The organism is Aquimarina algiphila, from assembly GCF_007489275.1.
GTDB classification, from domain to species: domain Bacteria; phylum Bacteroidota; class Bacteroidia; order Flavobacteriales; family Flavobacteriaceae; genus Aquimarina; species Aquimarina algiphila.
Genome location: NZ_VLNR01000140.1, coordinates 1 through 3,342 on the forward strand (window position 1 = coordinate 1; position 3,342 = coordinate 3,342).

A 3,342-nucleotide genomic window follows, 5' to 3' on the forward strand; every position below is an offset into this window, starting at 1 on the left:
GTGGGGGAATCATTAAGAAAAGGAAAAATTAAAAAGGACTAATAACAAAATTTAACTATTATTGCAAGATCTCTCTTAGTGGCACCATTTGACCGAAATAGGTGGCACAGTCACTCCGAAATAGCCACATAATTTTTGATATAGATAACTCACCACAATTAGGGTTTATAAAATCATTTTCAGATTATAATGCTATCACAGCTATTCCACTTTTGTTAGGATTAGCACTTACAGCAGGTATAGTAGAAGAAGTTACTTATAGAGGTTTTATGCAAAATACTACGCACAGAAAATACTCTAAAATTGTAAGCTATTTAGTCATTGGAATATTATTCTCAATCGTTCATTTTTTACCATTAGAGTTAATACTACCTTATATTCTAATTTCTATAGCGTATAGTTTTATTGCTGATAAACAGAAATCAACTGGCTTAGTAATATTCACACATTTTTTAGTTGATTTTGTTCTGTTTTTATTGATTTATTGTAAAGTACTATAAAGATGAGACCTTTGAACAAGTACAATTATTTAAAAAAACAATTTATTAAAGACTGCTACGCCAGTAGCTAATAACATGTATAAAAAATTAGTACCCAAAACCCACTACTATTCATACAGAAAACCGTTGTACTGTATTTAATAGAACTATAAAAATGATGAACTTCTATATTGATGAACTTGGATTTAATATAGATTAGGATGAGTCGATTTGGATCTAAAGAACCTGTATATATGTAAATTTCCAAGAACGGACTTACACTTCATCTTTCTGAAAATAAAAGACTTGAAGTTGTTGTAATTGTTTTTGTCGATTGTAGAGAATTGAATGATTTCTATTCGGATTTGAATACCAGATATAACATAATAAGGTGTATGGCAGAATTTCCTTATCAAAAATCACTTGCATTAATTATCTTTAGCAACGGCAGAAAGTTCATGCGTACTTTCTCACAACTAATCATACACAAAACACTAGATACAATTGAAAGTATGAAAATAGGAGATTACACAGAGTTTGGTTTTAGCTATCATAAAAACTTCTTCAAAGAAGAAGAACTTTCGCGTATAGAACCTATTTTAATAAAGTTTCATAATTTTTGGTTAGAGGAAAATTCAGAAATTTATTTAAAAGGAGCTTTAAATAGTCATAGTCTTACTTCTTCAAAAAACCTCAATAAACAAGAAAAAAAGATATTGTTTGACTTCATTTCTTCAAATAGAATAATAAATCTTATTGAGTTTGACAGCCCAAAATTTCTGAATACTCAACTTTTTTTTGATCCAAACAATTTGAATCAAAACAACTATTGGCATAGAGATATTCAGTATACAGGAATTAGTGAGACAGAACAAAAAGAAGTAATAAAAACTCAGAATGTTGTTCACTTTAGAATACCTTTAAAAAAAGAACTTGGAATTGAATTAATCCCAAAAACACATCGAATTTGGGACTCTAATGAAGAATATGAAGTTAGAAATTCATTAAACAATAGAAAACCAAATGACCCTCTTAAAAAAGGAAAGTTGATAGAATTAAGAAGAAGTGATTTATTGATTTTTTCGGCAAATATGATTCATAGAGGAATTTATGGGAATGACAGATTATCTTTTGATATTATTTATTGTAATAATAATCCACAAATATTGAAGTTCAGAGATGGAAATAATTTGCCGATAGAGTTTGAGCTGAAGGAGTTTAATAATGCTGACATTTTTTAATTAAACTTTACCCAACATGGTATAAACGGCATTAAAGCTCATTTTATATTAAACGTTGTGCTTAATTCAGAAAACGCAGTGAATGAACTAAAAACCATAAGAGAATATTATAAACCGATTCAACCAACAGTTTCGACTAACGATAACGAAATATACTATCAAGAAAGACAACCAAATAAAGAAATTGAAAATTACGTTTACTGCTTTTGGCAACTTAAAACAAAGAAGCCCTTAAACAAAGATTATAATTATAGAGTTGTTTCTGACGGTTGTATTGATATATTTTTTAATCATAATCTACCGAATGAAAATTTTGTAATGGGATTTTGCAGAAAGTACACTCAATTTTCGATAGGTAAAGAATTTGACTACATCGGTATTAGGTTTTTACCTTCTGCATTTCCAATATTATTCAGAGTAGATGCTAAAACTTTAAGCAATCAATCTCAAGAACTAAACAAAATTTTGCCCGATTTTTCTAAATGGATCAATTTAGCAATTAAATCTTCCGATTCATTTGAAGCTATTACAAAAGTCCTGAACGAAAAAATAATTGAAAATTCAAAAAATCAAAACATTCATTACGACCACCGTTTTTTAGATTCACTAAACCTAATTTTTCAAAAAAAAGGATATTTGGATATTGAAAAAGACCTTAATACAGGTTTAAGTCTAAGACAACTGCGCAGAGTTTTCAATTTTTATATCGGCACAACTGCAAAATCATTTAGTAATGTTGTGAGGTTTCAGCATATTTTAAATGCAAAACCCTCAAAACAAAGTCTAAAAGAAAACAAACTGTACTTTGATGTCGGATTTTTTGACCAAGCCCATTTTATTAAAAGCTTTAAAACATTTTATGATGTAACACCTTCTCTAGCCTTTCGTTAAGTTTGTCCGATTTTTACAATGCTACGGTTTCTTGTCAATCTAAATTTGCAGTAAACAAAATCATTGAAAATGAAAACATTATTATTAATTGCATTTGTTTTACTCTTTGGATTTTCAAATGCACAAACAGCGAATAAAATGAAACTTAACGCAGGAATAATTACCGAAAAACTACAGGAAACTAAGAAATTTTATATGGAAGTATTAGACTTTGGACTAAGCTTTGAAAATGAATTCTATCTATTACTTCATACACCAGATCATTCAGCTGAAATCAGCTTTTTGCAACCGAACCACCCAAGTCAAAAATCCATTTTCCAGTCGGTATTTAATGGAAAAGGCGTTTATTTAACAATTGAAGTTGAGAAAGTGGACGACGTTTACAAAGAGCTAAAAGACAAAGGAGTCCAGATGGAAATTGAAATCCGATACGAACCTTGGGGCGACAGACATTTTGCAATAGTTGATCCTAATGGAATTGGAATTGACATTGTTACTTACACAAAACCAAAAGAGTAAAGACACTTTACAAAACAATATGTATAAATAATAGAGGTTTGAGTTAGCACTCAAACCTCTTTCATTAAATTAAAGTATATTGTAACCCGTTGTGCATTTAGAAAAAGTTGCGCAAACTGCTAAAAGGCAGTAAATTGTAGTTACGACACTATAATTCATATGCACAACTTTCAAGCAAATTACGATAAAATACTCAAGGTTTTAAAAGGATT

General features: G+C 29.4%; 4 protein-coding genes. All 4 read left to right on the forward strand.

Annotated elements, in window-relative coordinates:
* Window positions 1–101 precede the first annotated feature (101 nt).
* The 4 genes from FOF46_RS30425 to FOF46_RS30440 all read left to right on the forward strand — a co-directional run bounded on the left by FOF46_RS30425 (window position 102) and on the right by FOF46_RS30440 (window position 3,130).
* Window positions 102–500 (forward strand): CPBP family intramembrane glutamic endopeptidase, encoded by a 399-nt coding sequence (locus FOF46_RS30425; RefSeq protein ID WP_143919181.1) that lies wholly within the window; start codon window positions 102–104, stop codon window positions 498–500.
* Window positions 501–874: 374 nt separating this feature from the next.
* Window positions 875–1,720, forward strand: coding sequence for a phytanoyl-CoA dioxygenase family protein (locus FOF46_RS30430; RefSeq protein WP_244299813.1), 846 nt, complete (start codon window positions 875–877; stop codon window positions 1,718–1,720).
* A 57-nt stretch (window positions 1,721–1,777) separates the two neighbouring features.
* A complete protein-coding gene (locus FOF46_RS30435; RefSeq protein WP_208746841.1) occupies window positions 1,778–2,611 on the forward strand; it encodes an AraC family transcriptional regulator in 834 nt (277 codons plus the stop codon).
* Window positions 2,612–2,749: 138 nt separating this feature from the next.
* A complete protein-coding gene (locus FOF46_RS30440; RefSeq protein ID WP_143919184.1) occupies window positions 2,750–3,130 on the forward strand; it encodes a VOC family protein in 381 nt (126 codons plus the stop codon).
* Window positions 3,131–3,342 lie beyond the last annotated feature (212 nt).

What these genes read in the sequence shown, in the direction of transcription:
- FOF46_RS30430 (WP_244299813.1), top strand. Translation starts at nt 875, where the DNA reads ATGGCAGAATTTCCTTATCAAAAATCACTTGCATTAATTATCTTTAGC.
- FOF46_RS30440 (WP_143919184.1), top strand. Translation starts at nt 2,750, where the DNA reads ATGAAACTTAACGCAGGAATAATTACCGAAAAACTACAGGAAACTAAG.